The sequence below is a fragment of the Reticulibacter mediterranei genome (genome assembly GCF_016587455.1).
In genome coordinates this window covers 8,655,261-8,678,056 of sequence record NZ_BNJK01000001.1, presented here as the reverse complement: position 1 = coordinate 8,678,056, position 22,796 = coordinate 8,655,261, and the positions used below count along the sequence as shown (strand labels likewise).

The following is a 22,796-nucleotide window of genomic DNA, read 5'->3' as shown; positions in this document are numbered from 1 at the left end:
TTTCTCTCCCGGAGAGTTACATCGTTTCGGGCTTTCCCGCCTGCTTCTCGCTGGCGAGGATCTGTTGCGCAACCTGGCGCGCGCTCCCCATACTGGGATCTGAGAGGAAACCGGAGCCGATCCAGTCACCGGCCACGTAGAGATTGGCAATGCCTGGGACTTCTGGCCCCGGTCGGCCTGCATAGCCGCCACCGCGAGCTGTGGGAAGCATGCCGACGGCCTCGATATGCGGAAGGAAGCTTCGCCTCACCAGCACCTCGCGCCACCCTGGCTGCACAGTGTCGAGCAGGTCTTCCAATTCTCGTTCGTCCTGCTTGGGATCGCTGAGTTGCATAGGATCAAGCATTTTGAAGGTGTAGATCATTGCTCCTCCTTCTGGAACTATGCGCGAGTAGACCGATTGCGCCGAGAGAAAGCGTGGACGCTCTAGATCCTGAACGACCGGGTAACGCGGCTCAGGAAGATGGCGCAAGGCGACATCCAGGCAGGCAACGCGGGCTGGAATGAGGGGATCAACGATGTCGCGTAAGGGCGCATAGGCTCCTGCCTCCACCAGTTTTGCCGCGTCATCCGGGCCAGTTGCCAGGATCACGCAGGAGGCAGCAACGACGCTCTCATCCAGGAGTTGCACTCCCTTGGCCTGACCATCCTGGGTGCGAACAGCGGTCACACGGGTGCCACTTCTGATGCATACTCCTGCCTGGAGAGCCGCCTGGTACAGCCCATCGACCAGCGTCTGCCAGCCGCCATCAATATAGAGGACCGGGTGCTTGAGCGAGAGTTGCAATTTGAACACAAACACTTCCGCACTCACCAGATCCAGATTGGAGCAATAGGTAAACACACGGGCAGTCGAAGCGAGAATCCGACGATCCACAGGATGCTTGATCGTGCGTTCCAGCCATTCCTGCACACTCATATGGGCGAGGCTCTCGGCTTGAATGCGTGACAAGGTGCCGAAGAAGCTCATCAGCTCCCACTTATCACCCAGCTTGAGCAGATGACTGCCCAAAAGCGCGGACGCACTGGCTGGAAAAGGAAAAATCTGGCCCTCATGCAGCAAAAAGGTCTCTTTCGGGCTTCCATACGTATAGGTGATCCCCAACTCGTTGAGGACTTCCTCTGTCGCTCCTCCAGTGTAGAGGCCGTGGATTCCTCGATTGAACAGATAGCCATCATGATTTGAGGTAGCTGCTCGCCCACCCAGGCTTGCAGCCTTCTCAAAGAGCGTCACCGATTTGCCTGCTCGCGCCAGATAGATAGCGGCGGCAAGCCCGGTCATACCGCCGCCCACAACGATCACATCGGAAGATGTCGGGAAAGATTCCATGAGAAGATCTCCTTATTGCAAAGTGTAGAGAACAGAGTTGGTTCCATATGCTTCCATCTTTTTCGCTATTTCCTCTTGCCCTGACTACGTGGTCTGGACCAGACCGGCTTCTGTCCGCTTGAGGACCCTGGCTTGCCGACTACACCCTATGGCGACAATCAGCAAGCTGAGCGCCAGGACCAGCAGCGTTAACGTTTGGGGCAGCCAGAGAGCAAAGAGCGGCGGTGTGCTGACAAAGAGCAGGTCATAGACGTGGTTCGTGGTATGCATGAGACTGGCAATGGTGCCGATCCAGATATGCGCGACCCTCCTGCTCGGATCAGGTAGCGCCCAAAGCAGGCCAAGACTCACCGCTAACTGGAAAATGCCAGCATCGCCGAGGTAGTGACGATTGAAAGGCACAAACTGAACGATGGACTGGAAGGTATGGGGCGAAAAGAGGATCACCATCGAGGTCCCCACAAAGAACAGCACGTTCACTGCAAGGACGAATTGAGCCAGTCGCGTCCACAGATCTGTGATTTTCATGCAATTCCTTCTTTCCTTGCATAGAGAAGATAGCAGCGCTAACGAGATGCAGGGGGCAGGGAGCGTTGTGTGCCTTTATCTGAGCTTTTTACGTTGTTTTGCTCCTTGAGCGCCTCAAGAGCCTGAGCAATGCCCTGGCGATAGGTCGGGGCAACCACCGGCCTCCAACCGAGATCGCGAGCCGCCTTCGCGTTGGAGACGTGCATGGAGGTGGCGAAGAAGTCGGTCGCGTAGGGGGCGAGTGGTCGCATCATCCAGGCTGGCAGCGTGAAAGGCTCGGGAAGATGAGCCTGTTGGCACAGGAACGCAAAGAAGCCCTTATTGCGCACCGGTTCGTCATCGACAATGTTGTAGGCTTCTCCAGCCCTACCCCGTTCGAGGGCTGCTACTGTGGCAGTGGCCGCATCTTCCAGATAAATCCAGGAGGTAACCGCGCGGCCTCCATTGGGTAGAGGCAGGCTCCGGCGGCGCAGCAATGCCAGAATAGGAACGAGAGAACCCGGCGCATAAAAAGCTCCATAGCGCAGAGATACGCCTTCGATCCAGCCTTCCCGGGTTGCCTCCCAGATCTGCCGCTCCAATGAGCGGAATCCCGCCACGTGCCGTTCCAGTTGGGAAGAGCTTCCAGCCGGTGCGAAGGGACAATCCTCAGTCATGATCTGGGCACCCCAGTCCCCATAGCCGTAGCCCATCGTCATCGACTCCGCGACGAACCTATGTGCGCCTACCTTCCTGGCGGCAGCAAGCAGATTCGTGGTGCCAACATCGTGCAGCGCGTCAGTGGCAGACATATCCTGGTGACGCAGAGGCGTTTTCTTGAGTGCGGTCAGCGCATGAATAACTGCGTCAGCTTGTACCCCCGAGACCGCTCTAAGCAGGTCGTCGCGATCCATCACGTTTGCCAGGATGGGATGAACGCCAAGGGAAGTGAGATGGTCCATGCTCTCGGGGGAACGGGCCAGCCCGAGCACCTCGTGTCCTCCTGCGATGAGGGCCTGGGTCAGGGGAGTGCCCAGAGCCCCACTTGCTCCAGCAACAAGTACTTTCATTGCTGTTCTTTCCTTTCTTCATTTGACTGAGCCGCAAAGGACTGAGAGACCCCGTCTTTTGCGGGTATGTGCAACTCTTCTGCCTCAACGGAGAGCAAGGTCACTCCTATCTGGCTAAGTTTGAGCATAATCCCATAGAGGGCTGGCTGATCGGGGATATTGCCGGAAAGCAGGGTGGTACCAGTTTCCTCGTGTTGGATCGAGAGATCGTCGAACCAGCTTTGCCAGGTTGCATCCAGGTGTTCTTTGATACGAATGAGATAGTACATATTCTGCTCCGTTTCGTGTGGTTGCTCTTTCACAAGGATACTGACTCACTTGCCTCAAGAGCATCGTCCGAAAAGCTACTTTCTCAAGAGGAGAAGAAAGCGGGAGGTAAACAAAGGGATACCATTGTGTTAGAGCAGGCCGTATTCCCGTGCACGCGCAATTGCCTGTGTTCTGTTGGCGGCGCTCAGTTTACTGAGAATACTGGAAATATGCTTCCTGGCCGTCGAAAGCTGGATTACCAGCGCATCGGCAATCTCCTGATTGGATGCCCCTTGTGCCAGTTGTTGGAGGACACGCTGTTCCTGTGCCGTCAGCGGATCAACAAGCCCGCAAGCTGCGTCAACGGGAGGCGCATCTGCTAGCGCCTCCGCTGTGACAAAGGCGCGCAAGAGAACCCGCACGTAAGAAGCCAGTGCTTTGTCTCGCAGATCTGGCAAGAGGCTTTTGAGCAGTGCCTCCATCCTGATTCCCTCATCAAGGAAGAGGCGTTGATAGCCCTCTGGCCGGGCCTGCGTGAGTGCCTCAAGCAGCGCTGCCCTGGCTGACTCTGCCACCCCGGCCTGCTCATGGGCAAGCGCTTCAAGCAGCAAAATCTGGAGTTCACTGTAACCGCGATGTGCCACCCTGGCCTGCTGTTTCCATTGGCTGAGCAAGTCAAGGGCTGCCTGCGGCTGACCTTCTGCGATCCGTAGACGCGCGAGCAGCAAGCTCTCCTCTTCTCGACGAACATGAGCAAAGGGGTGTTCTGCGGTTTGTGAGATGGATGAAGACCACTGCTCGACGATGGCTCTCTCTCCCATCTTGAGCGCCAGCCAGGCCTGCGCCATGCGGATCTCCTGGAGGATTTCCGGTCGAGACTGTCGTGAGGCTTCCATATGCATAAGGGAATGTGCTTGTTCAACTTCTCCCCGCGCCCACAGCAGACGTATCTGGAGCAATATCCCAGGGGTCAGGATGTGAATCCAGGGATGTGCTGCCCCGGTCAAAGCCTCTTGCAGATACTGCTGCGCCTTCTCAAGGTCATTCCATTCATAAAAAAGCTGAGTCAGCTCATAGTATGCCAGGCGCTCGTAATAGCTGCCTCTATTCCCCCACCGGACAGGGTCTTCATGCTCGTGGGAGTGAGCCAGCGCCTGCCGAAAGAAGCTTTCGGCCTGCCGCAGATCTCCTCGGCTCAGCGACACCTCCCCGAGTATAATGAGCGCCAGGATCGAGGCCGGGAGTGAGCCAGTCTTTACCAGAAGGGTTCTACACTGCAAGAGGAGAGGGTGGGCGTGGTCTGGTTGACCGGAGATGATCATTTCCAGGGCCAGGAGGCACAGGCAGTGCCCACGCCAGCGCTGCTCCTGCTCGGAAAGCAAAGGCAATGCCTTGTGGGCCAGAGCACAGGCTTCCGCGAATGCCCCCTGGAAGGTGAGCAGCGTTGCCCGCATGGTCAGGACTGCGCCAAGCCCAGCCTCATCAGCGGCTTCACGAAATCCCTGCTCTGCCCATCGCAAGGGTTCCTCTACCAACTCCAGAATCTGTGACGAAAGAACGCTCGTGAACACCAACGAATTGACATAGATGGAACTCAAGTATGGTCGCGAGCGTAGGGTTTCCGAGGAAAGAGCAGCCAACCAGCGGCGCAGCATGTGATATTCATTGCGAAAACTGTCCGGGTCAACGAAGCGCTCAATCAAGTCAGCGGCATAGCCTTCATCTCCGGCGGAGAGTGCATGAGGAATAGCCAGAGCCCAACGAGCCTTCGCAGCATACCAGGTGGCGGCGCGTCGATGCAGGGGTGGAAGCATCTCGGGCGTGGTGGTGCGAAGGTGGGTGAGTAAGGCTTCACGAAAGAGAGCGTGATAGCGATACCAGCGCCGCTCTTCATCCAGAGGAACGATAAAGAGGTTCGCTCGCTCCAACGCTTCCAGCACTCCCTGGCTCGCCTGCTCCCCGCCTGCCTCCCCGGTCAGCGCCTGACATAAGGCGGCGTTCAGTTCTGAGAGGATCGCCGTGTGAAGCAGAAATTGTTGGATGCCAGGAGGTTGCCGAGCGAGAATTTCCTCCTGCACATAATCCAGGATGAAGCGATGACTGCCACGAAATGAGCGAACCCAGATAGCCTGATCTGCGGTTCGTTGCAGTGCGAGCCCTGCCAATTGCACGCCGGCGATCCAGCCCTCAGTTCGCTCAAAGAGTTGCTGCACTTCTTTTTCCCACAGTGAGAGGCCCATCACTTGACTGAGAAAGCTGGCCGTCTCAACCTCGCTCAAGCGCAAGTCGGTATCGCGGATCTCAGCTATTCGTCCGCGCACTCGCCACCTGGATAAGGGCAGTGGGGGATCAACCCGGCTGGAAAGGACAACATGCAGCGAGGCGGGAGCGTGATCCAACAAAAACGCGAACGAGGAGTGGATGGCTGGCTCCTGGATGACATGATAGTCGTCCAGAATGAAGATCGTTTCTAACGGGCTCGCCGCCAGATCGTTAATGAGCGAGGTCAGGACGGAAAGAAACGGAGGCTGGCTCTGATGGCTGGCCCTGATCATGTCTCCAGCCGTCACAAGGGAACCTGCCTGGAGTGCGGTAACGACAGAAGCCCAGAAGCGCTCTGGATCATTATCCAGTTCATCCAGCGAGAGCCAGCAAATGGGTCGCGTACTTTGACTGGCCCAGCTAGACAGGAGCGTCGTTTTCCCAAAGCCAGCCGTGGCTGAAAGCAGGACCAGGGGAAGCCCGCAACTCTGATTGAGCTGCTCAATCAGGTGCGTTCGTGCAAGAAGCTGGGTGCGCAAAAATGGAACCGTAAACTTGGTCATAATCAGGTGTGACTCTGGCATGTTCTGGTTCTCTTTCCTGAAATGGAGTGCTCTGTATGTTTCGCGCGAATCTCTCCCTCGACCACTGATGCATGCACCAGCATTACCCCTCCAGGATCAGTAGAGGGAATTCGCCACCGATCAATCCAAGCCCATCATGGTCCCCTTTGAGGAGAAGTATACCAGATAGGCAGCGATTCTCCCAGGGCTATTTTCCTCGCATGAAGAGACAGGAGGAAACTCTCTCATTATCGACCGTTTTTCGGCACACATGGTTCAGCTTATTTCGTCGCAGCTTGCATGAGAGGCGTAAGCGTGAAGCCTTTTCTTGAGGAATCTCAAAACTCATGTCAAATTCAACATGTCAAAACCTCCAATCTTTTATGAGTAAATGACACAAATAGCAGAGCTTTTCCTCCGAAACAAAAAACTCCACAAGAGGCGTTAGATAGCCATAAATAGATATAGAGGAGATGACCATGTGTTCTCTGCACAAAAAGCTGTCTGGTTCTCCAAGCGCGATCTTTCTGATTTGGATGAGACCAAGCGTGCTGAACTCATTGCCATTCGCTAGGCCAGTCCAACTACTGACCGGGTGTATGAGCTGACTCAGAATTTTATGACTATCCTTCGCGATGGCGAAGGTGAACGATCAGACGCTTGGCTAGAGCAGGTTCGGAGCAGCCAGATTCGGGAACTGCACCGCATGGTTCGCAACTTTGAGCGCGACAAAGCTGCCGTCCTGGTCGGTCTTACCTTGCCTCACAGCAATGGAAGCGCGGAAGGTAGTGTGAACAAATTGAAGTACTTCAAAGGAGCGGGATTCGGTAGAGCAAGATTCGCCTTGCTGCTCTTTCTTGTAGGAATACTTGGTTCTTTTTCTCGGTCAACGTCGAACATTCCATCGATGGACCCAGATGCAGAGTTGTATGCAACTCCGCCAACGTCTGCAACGGCACGACATATCCGTGCATCCCCAACTCCTCCAATGGACATGGCACCACTATCGAGTGTCGAGATGGTACGTATCGTCATCCAGGTAGTCGGCGCGGCGCATGCCCGCATCATAGCGGTGAGAGGTATCCGTAAAAAGGATGTAATGACCAGAGGAGTTCCCTTATTATTGGTCCTATGCTATGGTGCTGGAGGATATTTCTTTTTGAAGCCTGCCGTCACTTCAGAACAAACAGCGGGAAGTGCAGCGTGAGCGCAAACGATCATCACGAAGCAAGAGGGATGCTCAGGATGGCTCCCCATCGTTGACCACGTGCTCTCGACCCGTTATCAGCCCTCTTGCGCGGCGCGCCCACCAGCTGCAAGTACGTGGCGAGAAGTGGTCTGTCTTGATGACGAGAACTGTTGAGATGGTGTTTTGGGGAGGAACATGCTTATCATCTGATTCGTCCCGAAATCGCTCATTACGTGATTGAGACGACCAAAGAACTCGCTGATCTACTTGGCATCTCCATTGATGAGGAGGCAGGCAAGAGCGAAGATTGAGCGGAGAGGGAGATGCTCCCTCTCCTCGTCTGCCTGGGTCACTGCTGCCTAGATTGGGAGACGTTACTTCCTGGCTTAGCAGCCTGTTTGGGAGTAACTGCCTTATGAGTGCCTCTGGTCTACGTCACGCCGATGATGTCGTGTTTTCATAGCGAAGGTAGACCAGACCTCGGGTACGGATCGGCACTTACTGAGCAAACGGATGCTGGATCGGAACGGCAGGCAATTGACAGCTTTGCTTCGTCGTCAGTGGGAGGCAACTCCTAGAAGCTCCACTTCGCCACAAAACCATCTAACTTCCTGAGACGAATAGGCCTTGAGCGCCCATGCTTCCATGTCTCGCTTCATCTTCAAAGAAGATAACTCCACGAAATCGGGTGAATACCACCCTCAGCTCGTTGCAAAAAAATGACTGACATCCAACCGTACACCACGGAAGTGGTCAAGAGCCGTTTCTTGACTCCACCTTTCAGTCACATAGATTTGCGTACTTGTTCCCATCTCCCTCCTCCTGTACATTCATTGTAGCAGATGCGCGCTGCTCTTGAACGCCTGCCTGCTTATGCGCCAGAACTCAATCCTCAAGAAGGAGTCTGGAATCTGCTCAAACGGGTCGAACTGAAGAATGTTTGTTGTCTTGATGTACAACGCGTCCAACGGGAAGTGCGTCGTGCCAAAGAACGGTTGAGACATCGGAAATCTGTCCTTCGCCAGTGTTTCGCCCACGCTGGCTGCTCTCTTTAGTTTTCTCGGTTCAGATCAATAATATTAAGCCGTAACGAAAGGAATTAAAATAATATGAAATGGTTTTTTAGCCTAAAGGCACTACTCATCGTATATGCATTTTTGGCAGGAATCAGCGGATTAGCAGAGGCGTTAGCCCCGCATCAGTTCGTAGGTAGCTTTTTAACTTCGCTGAATGCTGACGGCGCATTTATGGCTCAAACCACAGGCGTATTTCAAGCCGGCACAGCGATCATTGCGTTTATGGCCAGAAATGTTGGTGATAAGGTAGCGCTCAGGTCACTACTGGCCGGTTTTACATTTATTAACGCTGGAGTCGTAGCAGTTGCGGTGCAGCAGATGGTTTCTAGAGGAACAGTAAGCTCTGACGGCATCGGAGACTTAATAGTTCATGGGCTGATGGCGGTATGGTTTGGGTACTATCTGGTTGCAAATTTGGCCAAAAGATAGCCTGTACATCACAAAATTCCCTCATCGAATCTCAACATTTACAACAGATAACGTAACGCAGGCGAGAAAAGGAGCTTCATCATGAGGAAGAGAGAAAATGACAGCAGCACGCATTATTAACTGACGCAATGTGCAAGTTAGGCTTGCCAGAGAAAAAGTTCATGGAGTATTCTCAGAAAAACCTAAACAACTTCTGAGGAGAGGCTCCATGAACTTGGACGATTTTATGATCACATGTTTTTGTATGATTGACGAGATGGTACCTATGATTATCAAAGGTCAACGATTACGAGCACGAGGCCCTGCTCCCAAGCTCTCGGAAAGTGAGGCGATCACGATGGAGGTCGTAGGCAGTTACCTGGGCTTGTCGCAGGACAAAGCCCTCTTTGACTACTTTCAGCGTCACTACACCCACTTTTCCCCAGCATTGAAGGACCTGCATCGCACGACCTTTGTGCGGCAAGCCGCCAATCTGTGGGCCATCAAAGAGCGCGTGTGGTGCTGGCTGCGCGACGAAATGATCAGCTATGATCCCCATGTGTCGATTGTGGACAGCGGGCCGGCACCCGTCTGCCATTTTGCGCGCTCCCTGGTGTGTCCGCTTCCGTGGAGAAGCTCGCTATGGCAAAGATCATGCGGATCGACAGACCTTTTACGGTTTTCGTTTGCATGCCCAACTCAGTTGGCCCGGCGTGTTCACGCGTCTGTGTCTGGCTCCGGCCAATGAAGCCGATGGGACCATGGCGCCTCTCTTGCTGGAAGGTATCACAGGAGTCGTCTTGGGTGATTGCAATTACTGGCTCCCTGATTTGCAAGCCTTTTTGCGCAGCAAAGGCATGTTGCTGCAAGCGCCTTTTCGCAAAGCCCACTCGCCCAAGGCCGTAGCCTACCAAAGCTGTGTGCTGGGACGAGGACGCTATCTGATTGACGCCGCGTTTGTATCGTCTTGCAATCACCTACTCGCGATTATCATCGTTGCCACGCGATTTCCGTTCCTCTTTGCGAGTATTGCTATCTCCGCTTGCAATTGCCTACTCGAGGGGTGCAAGTAACTCATGAATAGAAATAGGGAATTTTCTCGATTCTGGATCGAGCAGTGTTTCCCCAAAAACACGAGCAAGTAACTTTCCAATGGAAATCCACTGTTTTTCTCGATCAGGACACGAACACGTCCCTCATTGCTTCATCTGCTGGTTGAGCAAGAATCGAGCAAGTAACTTCTCGCTGAAACGACTCCCGCTCCTGTAGCATAAACGTCCTTTCCCTCTTGCGAGAAGAAAAACCCTTCGTGCAGAGTATTAAAAAACCACATCCACCACACGAAGGAGTCGATAGTTCAGATACCTGCATCTGTTCGCTTTGACCAGTCCACTCTGGCCTCCATGCTCGATGTTGACCCACTTGTTCAAGAATACCGCGCCTTCTTTGCTCTCTTCGACTGGTCTGTCGTTGATCGTTGGCTTGCCTGCCGCTCAGCCTGCTATGGCTCTCACCACCATTCCCTCACGGCCTACCTCAAAGCCTTTCTGCTACGGATCAGAGAAGGCTTGATCGCAGCCTCGCAATTGCGTGACTTTTTGTGCAAGCATCCTCTGCTCATCATCGAACTGAGCTTTGACCTCCAGCTTGATCCAAGCGCCAACTACGGCTTTGATGTCGAGGCAACGCTTCCCACGCGCTATTGGTTTGGCGAGAAGCTCCGTCAATTGGACCGCACCTTGCTCACCGACTTGCTTGCTGCCACCGTTGCTGCGCTCAAAGAAGAGGTCCCTGGGCTGGGAGAAGTGGTTGCCTTCGATGTCCGCGCACATCTACGCCTGGGTCCGCGAGAACAATCCGTGCGGCATCGGCTCCATTCGTTGTCACTCCCACAGATTGAAGTGCTTCTACCAGCCGATCTGTCATCTGTGCATACCGCTGGACCGGTCCAGGGAGCCGTTCTGCAAAAATGCGTTGGGAACACGAAACCTCACAGCAGATCCACTTGCGCACCAACAGTTTGAGTATCAAGCGCCGTGCGCCAAAGGTGACATCGGCAATGGTGCGGACATAGCGGCTATGGACCCGAGAGCCTAGCGTCCCACATCGTGGGCAAAGAGCACGTAATGAGGCGGTCTGAAGATGGACGATGATGGTCTGATCCTGGACCTCGATGGTCTCAAGGCGTACCGTTGAAGGAAAGGCAAAAACAGGGGGTGAGATCGATGGAATGCCTCCAGATAACTCAAATGATTGGAACTGATGCTATTCTACCACAAAGTCAAGTCAGTAAGCACACCGAATATGTCCCAAAACCATTTTTTAACTTTGACTATTTGTGTCTGCGTATTGAATACTTCCCTCTATCCAGCCGTCAATGTATTCTTCAATCTCCCGCATAGTGTCAGTTTGCGTGAACCCATCGAGGTATGCGGTGAGATAGAAAAAGAAAAAATGATAGCAGTAATACGCCAGCCGCTCCAAACGAAGGGTGTGTCTAATGCCGTTCTGACACAGAGCCTTATAAAAAGCGTCCCTTGCCCAATCTCGGCTGCACATGACCCATGCGTCACGTTCCGGCGGCGCGAGGATGGGGGTGTCCCAATCCACGATGAAGTACCTGTCGCCGTTCACAATCAGATTTCCTCCGGCATCGCCGTGGGTGATGAAGAAGTCCGCTGTGTCATCTCGGCACAGCTCGGCAAAGTATTTCAACCTCTTGGCTCTCTGCTCCAACTTGGCGCGATTTTTCTCAAGCAGTGAGTGAATCTGTATGTTATCCAGCACGTTCCACTGCTCGAAGAACGTATCGGCACTTTTGCCCGAAAAATCTTCACGTCGAATGGGAACGCCACAAGACGGAACTGCATAGACCTTCGCCAGCATTTGATATTCCGGGATTTTTGTCGCGTCTGTTTCTCTGTTTTCACCGTCAATCCAGTCGAAAACGCCGAGTATTGCGCCGTCAAATCGTGTGGACAGGTCGTCGTCTTTTGTCTTTACGATTCGGCTGATGAAGTCAATGCCGTGGTCACATAGGTGCTGGATGAGAGAAAAGCTGCGTTCATAGACGGCTTTATGCGCGGCGGGGTAAACCAGTTTTAGAAAATAGCTGCTAGTCGTAGCGTCCAGCCGCCACGTTTCACCGTAATAGCCGCGTTTTGCGGGAGCTAGTACGGCGGCGCTTATTCCATATTCCTGCCTAATGAACTCAAGCAGACGATGTTGGTATTCCTCGGAACGGGGGATGTTGCTGTACAATTATTTCTCGCTCCTTTGATTGAAACTGGTGCTATTATAGCGCAAAATCAGGCCGAGGAGGCACATCGAATGTGTCGAAGAGCCGAATAGAGAGAGAGAATTGCAGATATATTGAGATGGTGTTTTGAGGAGGAACATGCGTATCATCTCACTCAGCTGGAAGTCGCTAGATACCTCCTTCAGACGACGAAGGAACTGGCCGAACTACTCGGGATCTCCCTGGACGAGTGGACGCACAATGGATAATATCAAATCCGTTTAAGTAGTATCTAAAGAAGAAGGCCACCAATGAAAGGAGGTCCGCCCACGAATGATTTCAGGATGAGCTTGGAGCCAGCGGCAGCGCTCTGCTTGAACGTCTTGCAACTCGTCAAGAGAATTGAAGACCCGATTGGCAAGTGGCTCATTGGAGAGCGGCCACAAGCGTTCAGCAGGCTGAAGTTCGGGCGAATGCGATGGCAAGAAGAGCAGATGCAACCCAGATTGTCCCCTTCTGACTGTGCCAAAGAAAACATGAACTTCTCAGATGTCCAAGGATCTCACGAGAAGACGCCGGGAATAAAGGCAGAGGATGTTGTGTGCAAGCACTCCCATGCAGTGGAAAAGGAGGCGCATCACCTTGTCAGGGCTTTCCAGTTCTCCGCTCAAAGGGGTGCAGGGGTCTCCCTGCCGGGGCCTGGGGCGTCCCCAGTTTCCTTCCCTCCTTCGCGCGCCGCCTGCGGCGGCGCGCAAAAGAGAAGAAAAAAGGTTTTTGCGGGGACACCCCGCACCCCGGCAAAGGGCTGCCGCCCTCTGCACTCCTGCTAGATGGGAGAATTGGAAAGCCCTGATCACCTTGTGGGGTTGTGTTGCAAACATAAAACTGATCTGGTACAGTGGGAAGAAACGAAGATCCCCGCATGAACATCCAAGATCAAAAGCTCTTCAAGTGGCGTCATTTCCAGTCCGAGATCATTCTCCTTTGTATTCGTTGGTACTTGCGGTATGCGCCCAGTTATCGGGACCTCGAAGAAATCATGCTTGAGCGAGGGTTCTCCGTCGATCACACGACGATCTACCGCTGGGTCCAACACTCTGCTCCAGAACTGGAAAAGCGAGCTCGGCCATATCTTAAAGCTTATAATGATTCATGGAGGGTGGATGAAACCTACATCAAGATCAAGAAAGCGTGGATGTACCTCTATCGGGCAGTGGATTCAGATGGTCAGACCCTGGAGTTTCTCTTGAGTCCGACGCGCGACGCCGAAGCGGCCAAACGCTTTTTCTGTAAAGTTTTGCACACCTCTGCCTCTTCAGCGCCTCAGACATGTCCGATCGAGGAGCTGGTAGTTCTGCTTATAGCTCCGGCTGAGACTACAACCTCCACCAGACTGACGCCCCGTGTGATCAATGTGGACAAAAACGCTGCGTATCCCAAAGCGATTGCTGAACTCAAAGCCGCTGAAATCCTTCCAAACGCAGTTGAACTGAGGCAAGTGAAGTATCGGGGCAATCTGGTCGAACAAGATCACCGCTTCATCAAACGGTTGACCAAGCCAGGGATGGGCTTTGTCTCGTTGAAGACGGCCTGGCGAACCCTTCAAGGATTCGAGATCATGAATATGATCAGGAAGGGGCAAGTGCAAGGCGTGGCAAAAGGAGATGTGAAGGGGCTGGTCGCATTGGTTGCCACGCTGTTTGGAGTGGCAGTCTCAACTCAACAAGCAGAGTCATTCCCTCCTCATTTTGTCCTCTTTTAACTTCTTGCAACACAACCATCCAGCGGATCAAGTCCAAACCCGGTGTCATATTGCCGGGTTTGGACTTGATCCGCTCGTAGGCGATGATGTAGAGATCTTCCTGATACATCAGTCGATATAGGTCGTGATTAACCCACTGTCGATTGCTATTCAATTGTTGTAGGCGCTCCAATCGCGCGATGGTCTTCTGGCTCATCCGAGCCAACCTCCTTTTGAATGAAGCGGACTCTCTAGTACATTGAGGTCGAAATAGATCCATGATAGAATAGGAGGAAAAAGCCAGGGAGAACAGACATGTCAAAACGGGCAAGCCAGGTCAAGCTCACTGAGAGACAGCAGGCAGAACTGGTACAGATCACTAGGCGTCATCGGAGTGAGCAGCAGCAGGTGTTGAGAGCGCGTATCATCTTAGCTGCGGCACAAGGTCACTCGAATGCACAGATTGCCCGGCAGTTCGCGATCAATGTGGATACGGCGCGCTTGTGGAGAGATCGTTGGGTCAGTCTGCAAGAGATTGATCTGGACACACTCAGTGGGGCCGACCGCTTGTGCGATGCGCCCCGACCGGGAGCCCCACCCAGAATTACGGCAGAGCAACGTTGTCAGATCGCCGCCCTGGCTTGCGAAGCCCCGATGAAGTATGGCCGCACGATAAGTCAGTGGACGGGGCGAGAAATCGCTACGGAAGTCAAAGCACGAGGCATAGTCTCAGAGATCTCTCCCCGACATGCTGCCTACCTGCTCAAAAAAGGGGGCTGCAACCCCACCGGTTCCGATATTGGTTGACAGCCGTCGCTGATGTGCACAGAGAAGAGAAAATTCTTGAAGGCTGTCAGGTGTATGCGAAAGCCGCTGAACGTGCCAAGCAAAGTGAACGCACGATCAGTCTGGATGAATTAACCAGTGTACAGGCATTGGAGCGCAAATACCCGACCTGCCGATGCTGCCCGGCCATGTGTTGCGGCGCGAATTCGAGTACATCCGGCATGGCACCTTGTCCTGGTTCATCAACTTTGATGTGGTGAGTGGTCAAGTCATTGAACCCTCTTGGGGGCCGACTCGTACTGAAGAGGACGCGCTTGCTCATGTGCAACGTCTGATTGGAAGCTCTCCCCATGCGACGAAGTGGCATCTTATGCTCGATAACTTGAATATTCATCAGTCGGAAGCGTTGGTATGCTGGGTTGCCGAGCAGGAAGGCATTGACCAGGAGACGCTGGGCGTCAAAGGCAAGAAAGGCATCTTGCGCTCGATGGCAAGCCGGGCGGCGTTCTTGCATGATTCAACTCATCGGGTCGTCTTTTACTACACGCCAACTCACGCCTCCTGGATGAATCAGGTGGAGATCTGGTTGAGTATTTTGGTGCGCAAGCTGCTCAAACGCGGCCATTTCACCTCACTTGAGGACTTGCGTGACCAGATCCTGGCCTTTATTGCCTATTACAATGCCACGATGGCAAAGCCTATCAAGTGGACCTACACCGGACTCACGTAATCGTGGCGAGATTGGACGAGCATATGACAATCTCCACGTTTGTAACAACTCCGTGTTTCCACCATTGCCTGCTCTCATATGACGCATCGCTGCCACCGAAGCGACCAAAGGTGCTCTGCTTGGTTGTCAGCGATGCATTGCCTTTTCTGTGCCCCCATCTGAGAATAAAGAAGAATGGATAAACTAAGGAGCGGGCATCTTGAAGAAAGGTGCCCGCAGTCGCGGAAAAGGGGGCATTATGCCAATATCATCAAAAGATCAAGAAGTCATCGCCCGGCTGCAACGGTTGTATGGGCAAGCATTCTATTGTGGATACAATGCTGAGGGACGGGTGAACACCTTCATGGCGCTTTCGCCACCTCTGGTTGAAGCGCCTCCCCCGGAGCCACCGAAGATATCAGGAGACGGTCAGACGCGGAGATTCGTCATGATCTCATCAGACTCACCCAGGAGGAGTTGGGTTCCGCTGACGGGATTCCCAGAGGAGATCTGCCAGTTGACGGAGTTGGAGGAACTCGAGCTGAGACATCATTCCTTCACCCACTTGCCAGCAGAGATTGGACATCTGGCGCGTTTGCGGACTCTCTCGCTCAGGAATAATGCGCTAGAGAAATTGCCTGTGGAACTCGGCCAGTTAACGAATTTGGACTTGCTTGATTTGAACGAAAACCAACTGACAGAGTTGCCAGGGGAGATTGGGCAATTGAGCAACCTGAAGTATCTGTTTCTGGCAGTTAATCGCTTGACCTGCCTGCCCAGGGAGATTGGACAATTAACCAACCTTGCCTCTCTCAACCTGTGGGGGAACCAGTTGAGAGAGTTACCTGCGGAAATTGGAGAGTTACGCAATCTCAGGGGTCTGGATCTGCGCCGTAACCATCTGATACGTTTGCCAGCAGAGATCAGGCAGCTACGCAAACTGGAGGATCTGGAATTGGAGAACAACCAGCTCACAGAACTGCCAGTGGAGATCAGCGATCTGAAGCGATTGCATCCGCTCAATCTGGATGGCAACCCCATCGGAGGGCTTCCCGAAGAACAAAAACACTTGCTCGGCATCGCCTTCGAGATTGGAGATTATGGGGGACTGGAGCCTTTACGGGCCCTCTATGACGAGGTACATGTCGATCATGGTCTCTTTAGCCTGGTGGATGTGGATGGTCCCCCACCCAATGAGGAGGGTGCAGGCTGGCCTTTTGACCGGGACTATATGGTTGAGACTGATTGGGTATTGACGAAACCCAACAGTGTTGTCTTTCTGAGTGCAGACTCCTATCACTACGCCTGGGTCCGCCTGGAAGCGTGGGAGCACGAAGCCCCACACGCTGCGGGCGTGTGGGATGAGATATGGGAGGGCTCTTTCAGCTCTTCCTCGGGGAGGGTGCAGCTCCTTCCACTGATGAATGCAGCGTCGCGTCACCTCTTCATGCTGGGAACAGCAGGGCAGGAATATCATTTGCGAGTATCTTGCCGGGGGCGACAAGAGGTTGCCAGAGTCGGCTGGGAGGACGGGAGTCCCCCTCGCGGAGTTGAGCAATATCTCATGCAGTTCTGGTTAGCGTAAGGGGTCTCTGCACAACCTCCGCCAGATGATACTGGACACCAGTGGGTTATGGGAATGGCACCGCTTCCTTGCTTATGCGGGATCGTTTTGAGCTGAGACGAGCAACTCTCGTCTCTCAAGTTCTTCATTTTTGTGCCATCCTCATAACCCGTAGGCGTCTACACACTGTTGGCGAGGTTTGCTCTGCGCGTATTCCAATGCCACGATAACCAAACCTATCAAGTGGACCTCTACAAGGCTCACACTTCATCGTGGAGGTACTTATGCCTTCATGTGCTAGAGTCCTTCCCCGTGTCTCTCCCACTGCGGAGAGCATTTGAGTACTATGACTCTTCCGTCGCCTTGCGCTTTACAGCGTGTAGGCGATCCCCGAGTTACCCCTGATTGTCGGTCTATCCGTAGGTGGCCCGTTCGTCCTTTCCTTCTCCTTGAAGGCTGGTTCTGACGCAGGCTAGATGAATGCGACTGTATCTTTCATTCATCTCGTCAGATGCGGGCAATTACACCCTCCCACAGGATAGGTAGTATCCACCGGGACTGGGCTTCAAACAATCAAGCTTTCACCATAGATAGCCTAGCTGCCCGCCCTCCGGTCCCTGGTGCTAGGACTTCAATGGGCTTTTCACTTCATGCTCCTGTTCCCCTGTACCTTTCGGTCAAAGGTAAGAAGCTGCTTTACTCACCTTGCCTGAGTGAGGCGGCAAACCTTGCCGCAGACAATCATGGGCCTCTTTGGGCGCACTACAATGTACCATATAACTGCGAATTTTGTGCTTACGCTGCACCGTTCATACCGTTTGAGCCAATTGCTGAAGCCTAGCTATCAAGCCATTTAGCAAGTATGAGTTTTCGTGCTGCGAGCGTGAGCGTACCATATGTGATAGCGGTTATGTGGTGCGACCGACCTTTTCGTCAGGATTACACCGACAGACCAGCTTGTCAAAAGCGGTTTGACAGAAGAATGTCAAAGAGAGCATAAAAGAAATGCTGGGCTTCCATTGCCCCTGATGACAGCTTCGCTCATTTCACCCCTATCAGGGTAAAGCATTAACCGCTTAAACTCCAGAAGATGTTACGCCTTCCTCTGCGAGAGCCGAAGGAACGCCGGCTTACATAGCACCGTGGTACGCGCCTCGCGCACCGCAATGTTATTTTTCCACAAACTTCTTGATTCCTGTGAGCATTATTCCCCAATTCTTTTCTGAATGCTCACGCTCCTCTTCGGTCGAGTTATTGTCTTGAGAGAGCTTGAGAAGCGTGTCTGTTCCCTTGGAGGGCAACTCAATCGTTACGGTATGGTAATGTTCTGGCACGTCTGATTGACCCGAAAGCGGGCTAAAATGGCTGTATTGAAGAACACGCTCCGGTTTCAGTGTCAAAATCACGCCCTTGTCCTCATAGGGCTTTCCTTCCCACTCTCCTTTCCAAACGATCAAACTCCCTTCTTTCCAATCCGAGACCACGTTCGTGCCGAACATGTATTGCTTGATCATTTCGGGATTCACGAGCGCTTCCCATACTTTGGCGATGGGGGCACTGATACTAATTTGTGCTTGAGCGACCAATGTGCCTTTCATGTTTGCTCCTATGATTTCTGCAAATGCAACTATTCTGTAGGGGGGTTAGAGGCTTGCGAAAGGAACCTTATCCACGTCGAGGAGGAACATGAGTCCAGATGAAGAGCTGCCGAACCCGAGCTAGGAACTGGTAAATGCCAACCTTCAAGGCATTTCTTACCAGGAACAATTATAGCACGTGAACAGTGCAAAGTCTTGTAAAAACGCGACATGCGAGAACTTTTGTACTACAACTACGGGCAGATTTCTGCCTTAGTGTACTAGTACATGAAGACACAAGTCCTTCTGTGGTAGAATAGGGCCAACAAAGTCAAGGAGGACAGCAGGATGCGAGGCCCCAAACCAGCCGTCTTAGCATTAAGCGAGAGAGAACGGGAAGCGTTAGAAGCGCTTGTGCGCAAGCACAGTATGCCCCAGCAGATCGCGCAGCGAGGACGCATGATCTTGTTGGCGGCAGAAGGGAAAAGCAATGCGCAGATCGCCAGAGAACTGGGAGCCTGCGTGGACACAGTGCGCAGTTGGCGCATGCGTTGGCTCGGCTGGCAGAAGCTTTCATTGGATGACTTCTCGGTGAGTGAGCGGCTCAGTGATACTCCCAGGCCGGGGCGACCGCCTCAGATTACGACTGAGCAATTCTGTCAACTGATAGCTTTTGCTTGTGAACAGCCCAAAGAGCGTCCCATTACCCACTGGACCGGACGCGAGATCGCCGAAGAAGTGATGCAGCGTGGGATCATCAAGTATATTTCGCCACGACACGCCTCACGCCTTTTAAAAAAGGGGATGTCCAGCCCCATCTGATCCGCTATTGGCTCACTCCACCTGCTGATCCTCATCGCGAAGAAACGATCAGGGCTATTTGTCGCGTGTATCATGAGGCTCCTGCATGGGCGAAGCAGGGCGAATGTACCGTGAGTACCGATGAGTTGACCGGCGTTCAAGCCATCGAACGCAAACATCCCGGTCTGTCTCTGGAGTCTGGTTATGTGCAGCGACGCGAATTCGAGTACAAGCGACATGGAACGCGGTGCTTCATTTTGAGCCGCGATGTCGTCACAGGAAAGCTTCTGGCCCCCTTTTGCGGCCCCACGCGCACTGAGGAGGATTTTCTGGCGCATGTGCAAGCTGTGGTCGCGACTGATCCAGAGGTCATGCGCTGGCATGTTGTCTGCGATAACCTCAACATCCATCAGTCTGAAGCACTGGTACGTTGGGTGGCCCAGATCTCCGGCATTGAACAAGATCTGGGCAAGAAGGGCGAGTATGGTATTCTGGCCTTGATGCCCCGTCGAGCCGCCTTTTTGAGTGATCCCTCCCATCGTGTGGTGTTCCATTATACCCCTAACCATAGTTCATGGCTCAATCAGATTGAGATCTGGCTGTCGATCCTGATGCGCAAGGTCCTCAAGCGTGGTTCTTTCACTTCTGTTGAAGACTTGGAGGCCAAGGTGCTGGCTTTCATCGACTATTACAACCAAACGGCCAAGCCCTTCAAGTGGACCTCGCAAGGTAAAGCGTTGACGATCTAAACCACAGAAGGACTTGTGTCTTCGTGTACTAGTCGTGGGTATTTCATCGATAATGGCACCTCTTGCTTTACATATGACCAACTGTTCTTTCGTCAGTCCTGTCACTCCGCGCAAATCGGTATCTTTCAGGGATTGGGCCCCTTCAAGGTTTGTCCCACTGAGATCAGCGTCTCTGAGATTAGCACCTCTGAGGTTGGCCTCCGCGATATAGACATCTGGGAGAATGGCGCTGCTGAGGTTGGCACCTCTGAGATAGATACGCCTAAGAATGGCTCCGCTGAGGTCGGCTTCGCGCAGAACAGATTCGCTAAGGTTGGCACCTGTAAGGTTGGCATTTGTGAGGATAGCCCGTCTCAGGTCGGCTTCACGGAGAATGGCTCCGCTGAGATCGGCATGGGCGAGATCAGATCTTATTCCTGGATGCTGTTTTCTCCATTGGTTCCACTCCTCAACGCTGTTTTGAAGTATCTGAAGCTGTTGTTGATCTGCCATCGATGCCTCCTCCGCTGGTTTATTTTTCTCCTAGATAAACGCGCCAATCCTTTACATTTGAGGCATCACGGTGATGTATCCCTTAAAAGAGGAGGCATCTCATGTCGATAACCTACACACAAAAGGAACTGCTCAACGCTATTCATCCCCTAGCTCCTCGCGTGGTCAACTTCGGGGTAGATACCTTTCTGGTCAATTTCAAGATGGCAGATGAGGAGGGCAAGCCCAACGGTGATGACTTACCTGATCCGGTGATAAAGCAGTTGGATGAATGGCAAGCAGAGGCGCGCAAAGAGCAGAAGCCCAGCTCTCTCGCGTGAGAAAGAGGATTGGTGAGGAAATGGAAGGGAGAAGAGAACTGCCGATAGTGAGACCTGGCCGGGTCTGTACTAAGGCAACCGCAATTATGTGCCACAGGTAGTCCTATCATGCTGGCTGATCCAAGTCAAGATATTTTCCCTCCAAAGCAAAAAGATTCACGCGCGAGAGAAAAAACATGTACCATCGATAATAAGAACTTATCCGAAACCCAGGAGCAGGAGCGGAACATTCACAAGCTCTGCCCGAAGCTGGGCAGAACCACTTGACGCGCATGGGCGGGTGCCCTATACTGCCTACTGACAGGTACAGAGCCGCATCTTTTGCATCAGAGAAGAAGAAAGTTCGAGAAGCAGAACGGGAGGGACCCATTCATGCACGAGAAAGCTGCACCTCGTTTTTCACATACTTCAGGAGATAAGATCCCCCAACACCCTCGTCGCTCTCGCCTTTCCAAGAGAACAGCCGTCCTGCTCTCTCTCCTGGTGTTCCTCATTGTGGGGGGGACTGGTGGGTGGTATGTGAGCAGACGCCTCTCCAATGAGCGCATCGCACAGTCTCATGTGCAGGCGACAGCGCAGGCCCGCGTACAAGCGACGGCAAGGGTTGCCGCCAATTCCTATGCCAGATTTGTCGCGATCAATGGTATCATGTCTGGCTTTGATGCTCAGCATACTGCAGTGAATCCCTATGAGCAGGTACTCAATCCAGCGACAGTGACCGGATTGACGAAGAAGTGGGCTTTTCGCACAGCGCATGATCTTGACCAATCCACTTCCTCACCTGCGGTGACCAATGGCATGGTGTACTTTGGAGCCTGGGACGATGATTTGCACGCACTGGATGTGGCATCTGGCAAACAGAAGTGGGCTTTTCACACGGGAGATTTCATCAACTCCTCGCCAGCGGTAGTGAACGGCATGGTCTACTTTGGGTCTCTAGATCACCGTGTATACGCGCTGGATGCCATCTCCGGCGCACTCAAATGGTCTTATCGCACGGGAGATAAAGTCCACTCCTCGCCAACAGTGGTAGGTGGAGTGGTCTATATTGGTTCAGCGGACAAGAACCTGTATGCACTGGACGCCACCACAGGCAAACAGAAGTGGGCTTTTCACGTAGGAGATGGCATCTTCTCGGGACCAAATGCTTTGTCAGCGGTAGACAACGGCGTCTCAGCTTCGCCCGCAGTGGCTAATGACGTCGTCTACATCACCTCCCTGGGCGCTACTGTGTACGCGCTGGATGCGACATCTGGCAAGGTGAAGTGGTCCTTTCAGATAGATGACAACGTAGACGCCTCGCCAACGATAGCCAATGGCATGCTCTACATCGGTTCCCTCGACCACGTTCTGTACGCACTCAATGCTGCTACTGGCACAGTCGTGTGGTCCTATCGGACGGAAGGTCAAATCGCTGCCGAAGCCGCAGTAGCCAAGGGGGTGGTCTACATCGGTTCCTGGGACAAGACCCTGTACGCGCTGGATGCCATCTCTGGTCAGAAGCTGTGGACTTTTCACACGGGAGATGGCATCACCGCTTCGCCTCTCGTGGCCAATGGCGTCGTCTATGTTGGCTCCGCTGACGCCTCCTTCTATGCGTTGGACGCCACCTCTGGGACGAAGAAGTGGTCCTTTCCCCCTTCTGGAGAGTTCCAGGGCATCTTTGCTGCGCCAGCAGTGGCCGACGGTGTCGTTTATGTTCGCTCTACAGACCGCACCCTGTACGCGTTCCATATTGCTGGGACGTAGGCGAGGGGTATGCCCGACCTGTCTGTCCCCTTTGAAACTTATCCGAAAACCGAGACGGAAATCTCCTCTTCTGGTTCCTACTGCTAAAGATTACTTAATGAATGACATGGTATTAAGCACTAATAAACCCTCAGAGACGTTCATGCAAAAGCCAACGATATCACCGATAGCGAGTAGTCTCCTTTTTCTTCATCATCAAGATCCCCTTAGATCTTGTTCAACGTCTTTCGGTGGCGTGGTAGGAAAGGCGAACAAATACACTCCAAAAGAGAAGAATACCAAACATCTTTGAACGTGAACACTCGGAATTTCGTCTATCTCAATCTCTCCAAACCGACGCGGGAAGAGGGCAGGAACCATATGAACGCACCAGAAAAAGGTTATACACTGACAACCTACCATAAATGAAAAACAGA

19 protein-coding genes and 4 pseudogenes are annotated in these 22,796 nt (G+C 53.1%); 13 read left to right on the top strand and 10 right to left on the bottom strand.

The window, feature by feature from the left end:
- Positions 1–16 precede the first annotated feature (16 nt).
- The 5 genes from K3T83_RS37270 to K3T83_RS37250 form a co-directional block, all read right to left on the bottom strand.
- Positions 17–1,330 carry a phytoene desaturase family protein gene (locus K3T83_RS37270; RefSeq protein WP_220207969.1) on the bottom strand — a complete coding sequence of 438 codons (1,314 nt, stop codon included), beginning with the start codon at positions 1,328–1,330 and terminating at the stop codon, positions 17–19.
- An 84-nt stretch (positions 1,331–1,414) separates the two neighbouring features.
- On the bottom strand, positions 1,415–1,858 hold the full coding sequence (locus K3T83_RS37265; protein WP_220207968.1) for a hypothetical protein: 444 nt from the start codon (positions 1,856–1,858) through the stop codon (positions 1,415–1,417).
- A gap of 38 nt (positions 1,859–1,896) precedes the next feature.
- Positions 1,897–2,907, bottom strand: a complete 1,011-nt coding sequence (locus tag K3T83_RS37260) for an NAD-dependent epimerase/dehydratase family protein (RefSeq protein WP_220207967.1) — start codon at positions 2,905–2,907, stop codon at positions 1,897–1,899.
- A complete protein-coding gene (locus tag K3T83_RS37255) occupies positions 2,904–3,209 on the bottom strand; it encodes a DUF8691 family protein (protein WP_308441702.1) in 306 nt (101 codons plus the stop codon). The genes K3T83_RS37260 and K3T83_RS37255 overlap by 4 nt, the downstream gene beginning before the upstream one ends.
- Before the next feature lie 96 nt (positions 3,210–3,305).
- On the bottom strand, positions 3,306–6,002 hold the full coding sequence (locus K3T83_RS37250; protein WP_220207966.1) for a winged helix-turn-helix domain-containing protein: 2,697 nt from the start codon (positions 6,000–6,002) through the stop codon (positions 3,306–3,308).
- Positions 6,003–6,570: 568 nt separating this feature from the next.
- On the opposite strand from K3T83_RS37250, the pseudogene K3T83_RS37245 reads away from it, so the two are divergent.
- Positions 6,571–7,188, top strand: a pseudogene (locus K3T83_RS37245) (transposase); the annotation flags it as partial.
- Positions 7,189–7,340: 152 nt separating this feature from the next.
- Positions 7,341–7,481 carry a hypothetical protein gene (locus K3T83_RS37240; RefSeq protein ID WP_220207964.1) on the top strand — a complete coding sequence of 47 codons (141 nt, stop codon included), beginning with the start codon at positions 7,341–7,343 and terminating at the stop codon, positions 7,479–7,481.
- A gap of 519 nt (positions 7,482–8,000) precedes the next feature.
- Here K3T83_RS37240 and K3T83_RS37235 read toward each other — a convergent pair.
- Positions 8,001–8,174: a hypothetical protein gene (locus K3T83_RS37235; protein ID WP_220207963.1), complete on the bottom strand. Its 174-nt coding sequence runs from the start codon at positions 8,172–8,174 to the stop codon at positions 8,001–8,003.
- A 105-nt stretch (positions 8,175–8,279) separates the two neighbouring features.
- On the opposite strand from K3T83_RS37235, the gene K3T83_RS37230 reads away from it, so the two are divergent.
- From K3T83_RS37230 to K3T83_RS56575, 3 genes and pseudogenes are all read left to right on the top strand, one after another.
- A complete protein-coding gene (locus K3T83_RS37230) occupies positions 8,280–8,675 on the top strand; it encodes a hypothetical protein (RefSeq protein ID WP_220207962.1) in 396 nt (131 codons plus the stop codon).
- A gap of 208 nt (positions 8,676–8,883) precedes the next feature.
- A pseudogene (locus K3T83_RS58650) lies at positions 8,884–9,613 on the top strand (transposase); the annotation flags it as partial.
- 444 nt (positions 9,614–10,057) lie between these two features.
- Positions 10,058–10,678, top strand: a complete 621-nt coding sequence (locus K3T83_RS56575) for a hypothetical protein (protein WP_236065073.1) — start codon at positions 10,058–10,060, stop codon at positions 10,676–10,678.
- A 298-nt stretch (positions 10,679–10,976) separates the two neighbouring features.
- Here the strand turns inward: K3T83_RS56575 and K3T83_RS37210 are convergent, their stop codons facing one another.
- Both K3T83_RS37210 and K3T83_RS58110 read right to left on the bottom strand, forming a co-directional pair.
- Positions 10,977–11,915 (bottom strand): aminoglycoside phosphotransferase family protein, encoded by a 939-nt coding sequence (locus K3T83_RS37210; RefSeq protein ID WP_220207959.1) that lies wholly within the window; start codon positions 11,913–11,915, stop codon positions 10,977–10,979.
- 258 nt (positions 11,916–12,173) lie between these two features.
- Positions 12,174–12,395 (bottom strand): annotated as a pseudogene (locus tag K3T83_RS58110) (IS630 family transposase); the annotation flags it as partial.
- A 425-nt stretch (positions 12,396–12,820) separates the two neighbouring features.
- On the opposite strand from K3T83_RS58110, the gene K3T83_RS37200 reads away from it, so the two are divergent.
- The 4 genes from K3T83_RS37200 (at position 12,821) to K3T83_RS37190 (ending at position 16,713) form a co-directional block, all read left to right on the top strand.
- Positions 12,821–13,654, top strand: coding sequence for an IS6 family transposase (locus K3T83_RS37200; protein WP_220208371.1), 834 nt, complete (start codon positions 12,821–12,823; stop codon positions 13,652–13,654).
- A gap of 294 nt (positions 13,655–13,948) precedes the next feature.
- Entirely contained in the window at positions 13,949–14,440 is a 492-nt protein-coding gene (locus K3T83_RS56565) for a helix-turn-helix domain-containing protein (protein ID WP_236065072.1), read from the top strand.
- Positions 14,441–14,594: 154 nt separating this feature from the next.
- The gene (locus tag K3T83_RS56560) at positions 14,595–15,149 is read left to right on the top strand and encodes a transposase (RefSeq protein ID WP_236065071.1); all 555 of its coding nucleotides are present in this window, start codon (positions 14,595–14,597) and stop codon (positions 15,147–15,149) included.
- Positions 15,150–15,387: 238 nt separating this feature from the next.
- On the top strand, positions 15,388–16,713 hold the full coding sequence (locus tag K3T83_RS37190; RefSeq protein WP_220207958.1) for a leucine-rich repeat domain-containing protein: 1,326 nt from the start codon (positions 15,388–15,390) through the stop codon (positions 16,711–16,713).
- Positions 16,714–17,861: 1,148 nt separating this feature from the next.
- Here the strand turns inward: K3T83_RS37190 and K3T83_RS37185 are convergent.
- Positions 17,862–18,290, bottom strand: coding sequence for an SRPBCC family protein (locus tag K3T83_RS37185; protein WP_220207957.1), 429 nt, complete (start codon positions 18,288–18,290; stop codon positions 17,862–17,864).
- A 327-nt stretch (positions 18,291–18,617) separates the two neighbouring features.
- Here K3T83_RS37185 and K3T83_RS56555 point away from each other — a divergent pair, with 327 nt between their 5' ends.
- Together K3T83_RS56555 and K3T83_RS56550 are read left to right on the top strand one after the other, a co-directional pair.
- Positions 18,618–19,091 carry a helix-turn-helix domain-containing protein gene (locus K3T83_RS56555; RefSeq protein ID WP_236065070.1) on the top strand — a complete coding sequence of 158 codons (474 nt, stop codon included), beginning with the start codon at positions 18,618–18,620 and terminating at the stop codon, positions 19,089–19,091.
- A 110-nt stretch (positions 19,092–19,201) separates the two neighbouring features.
- Entirely contained in the window at positions 19,202–19,819 is a 618-nt protein-coding gene (locus K3T83_RS56550; protein WP_236065069.1) for a transposase, read from the top strand.
- 147 nt (positions 19,820–19,966) lie between these two features.
- Here the strand turns inward: K3T83_RS56550 and K3T83_RS58105 are convergent.
- A pseudogene (locus tag K3T83_RS58105) lies at positions 19,967–20,311 on the bottom strand (pentapeptide repeat-containing protein); the annotation flags it as partial.
- 101 nt (positions 20,312–20,412) lie between these two features.
- Between K3T83_RS58105 and K3T83_RS37170 the strand changes: the two are divergent.
- A complete protein-coding gene (locus K3T83_RS37170) occupies positions 20,413–20,631 on the top strand; it encodes a hypothetical protein (protein WP_220207956.1) in 219 nt (72 codons plus the stop codon).
- Between the two features lie 372 nt (positions 20,632–21,003).
- Positions 21,004–22,380: an outer membrane protein assembly factor BamB family protein gene (locus K3T83_RS37165; RefSeq protein WP_220207955.1), complete on the top strand. Its 1,377-nt coding sequence runs from the start codon at positions 21,004–21,006 to the stop codon at positions 22,378–22,380.
- The last annotated feature ends 416 nt before the right edge of the window (positions 22,381–22,796 follow it).

Excerpts from the sequence above, each read along its gene's own strand:
- K3T83_RS37270 (WP_220207969.1), bottom strand. The coding sequence starts at position 1,330 with ATGGAATCTTTCCCGACATCTTCCGATGTGATCGTTGTGGGCGGCGGT.
- K3T83_RS37265 (WP_220207968.1), bottom strand. The coding sequence starts at position 1,858 with ATGAAAATCACAGATCTGTGGACGCGACTGGCTCAATTCGTCCTTGCA.
- K3T83_RS37260 (WP_220207967.1), bottom strand. The coding sequence starts at position 2,907 with ATGAAAGTACTTGTTGCTGGAGCAAGTGGGGCTCTGGGCACTCCCCTG.
- K3T83_RS37250 (WP_220207966.1), bottom strand. The coding sequence starts at position 6,002 with ATGCCAGAGTCACACCTGATTATGACCAAGTTTACGGTTCCATTTTTG.
- K3T83_RS37235 (WP_220207963.1), bottom strand. The coding sequence starts at position 8,174 with ATGTCTCAACCGTTCTTTGGCACGACGCACTTCCCGTTGGACGCGTTG.
- K3T83_RS37230 (WP_220207962.1), top strand. The coding sequence starts at position 8,280 with ATGAAATGGTTTTTTAGCCTAAAGGCACTACTCATCGTATATGCATTT.
- K3T83_RS56575 (WP_236065073.1), top strand. The coding sequence starts at position 10,058 with ATGCTCGATGTTGACCCACTTGTTCAAGAATACCGCGCCTTCTTTGCT.
- K3T83_RS56565 (WP_236065072.1), top strand. The coding sequence starts at position 13,949 with ATGTCAAAACGGGCAAGCCAGGTCAAGCTCACTGAGAGACAGCAGGCA.
- K3T83_RS56560 (WP_236065071.1), top strand. The coding sequence starts at position 14,595 with ATGCTGCCCGGCCATGTGTTGCGGCGCGAATTCGAGTACATCCGGCAT.
- K3T83_RS37190 (WP_220207958.1), top strand. The coding sequence starts at position 15,388 with ATGCCAATATCATCAAAAGATCAAGAAGTCATCGCCCGGCTGCAACGG.
- K3T83_RS37185 (WP_220207957.1), bottom strand. The coding sequence starts at position 18,290 with ATGAAAGGCACATTGGTCGCTCAAGCACAAATTAGTATCAGTGCCCCC.
- K3T83_RS56555 (WP_236065070.1), top strand. The coding sequence starts at position 18,618 with ATGCGAGGCCCCAAACCAGCCGTCTTAGCATTAAGCGAGAGAGAACGG.
- K3T83_RS37170 (WP_220207956.1), top strand. The coding sequence starts at position 20,413 with ATGTCGATAACCTACACACAAAAGGAACTGCTCAACGCTATTCATCCC.
- K3T83_RS37165 (WP_220207955.1), top strand. The coding sequence starts at position 21,004 with ATGCACGAGAAAGCTGCACCTCGTTTTTCACATACTTCAGGAGATAAG.